This is a genomic window from Hydrogenophaga sp., from assembly GCF_030158645.1.
Taxonomy (GTDB): domain Bacteria; phylum Pseudomonadota; class Gammaproteobacteria; order Burkholderiales; family Burkholderiaceae_C; genus Hydrogenophaga.
This window is the reverse complement of the sequence record NZ_JAOASO010000157.1, coordinates 1-1,119: the sequence shown is the minus strand read 5'-3', so window position 1 is coordinate 1,119 and position 1,119 is coordinate 1. Positions and strand designations below refer to the sequence as shown.

Below are 1,119 nucleotides of genomic sequence, written 5' to 3'. Positions count from 1 at the left end.
GCCCTTCGAAGTTCATGCCGAAGAAGCCCGTCACCAGGTTCAGCGGCATGAAGATGGCGGTCAGCACGGTCAGCGTGCGCATGATGTCGTTGGTGCGGTTGCTCTGCGCCGAGAAATGCATCTGCACCGCGGTCTCGGCCGACGATTCGAGCCGGCGCACATGGCCCAGCACCCGCTCGATGTGCTCCAGCACATCGCGCGAGCGCACGCGCAGCAGCTCGCGCTCGCGCCGCGCGTTGTCGTCGGCCTCGGCCGGCCATTCGTCGAGCGCATCGATCCATTCGGTGATCGCGCTGCGCTGGTCCTCGCAGGTGTCCTCCAGCAGGTGCAGCGCGTTGCGCGACTCCAGCAGCATCTGCCAGTTGTCGAAGCGGCTGCGCGGGTTGAACAGCTCCTGCTGCAGATAGGTCAGTTGCTTGGTCAGCAGCCGCCGCAGTTCGAGGTAGCTGTCGACCATGTGGTTGACCATGCGCAGCATCAGGTCGGCCGGGCTGGTGGGCAGGCGCACCGAGCTGCGGCCTTCGGTGCCGCGCGTCTCGCCTCCCGACGGCAGCGCCTGCTGCTGCAACCGGTTGGCAAAGAACTCGCGCACCTGGCAGTCGGTCGGGTGCACCGTCAGCAGCACCCGGTCGAACAGCGCGAAGCCGACCGGGCTCGTGTCGATGGCGTCCAGCGCGGCCCGCGCGGTGGCCAGCGTGCCGTTGCTGTCGTCGAGGAACATCGGTGCGCTGCCTTCGCCGGCGGCGAGGCGCCGGAACACGAGCACGTCGTACCACGAGGTGTAGTCGAAGTGCGACGGCAGCTGGTTGTTCAGCAGGTCGGAGACGTGCAGGTCGACCAGCTGGCCGCCGGTCCAGTTCTGCAGCGCCGTCTGCAGCACCGCGGATTGCACCTCGAACTCACGCCGTGCGCTGCCCAACCACAGGTAGCCCGTCGCCGGCAGTTTCTCCGGCAGCGCGTCGAGTTCGTTGAACTGGTCGCCCTGGATGTGGAAGATGCGCATCGACGATCCCGCGCAGGGTCAGGCGGCTTGCATCAGCCGCGCCGCGTCCAGCGCGAAATAGGTCAGCACCCCGTCGGCGCCGGCCCGCTTGAAGGCGAGCAGGCTTTCCATCATCA

General features: G+C 67.5%; 2 protein-coding genes. Both read right to left on the bottom strand.

Translation table 11 applies throughout. The features are described 5' to 3' along the window. Window positions 1-1,003 (bottom strand): CorA family divalent cation transporter (locus Q1W68_RS16675; protein WP_300717133.1); only part of this gene is annotated, 1,003 nt, incomplete at its 3' end. 18 nt (window positions 1,004-1,021) lie between these two features. Beyond that, window positions 1,022-1,119: hypothetical protein (locus Q1W68_RS16670; RefSeq protein WP_300717134.1), on the bottom strand; the 98-nt coding region annotated here is incomplete at its 5' end.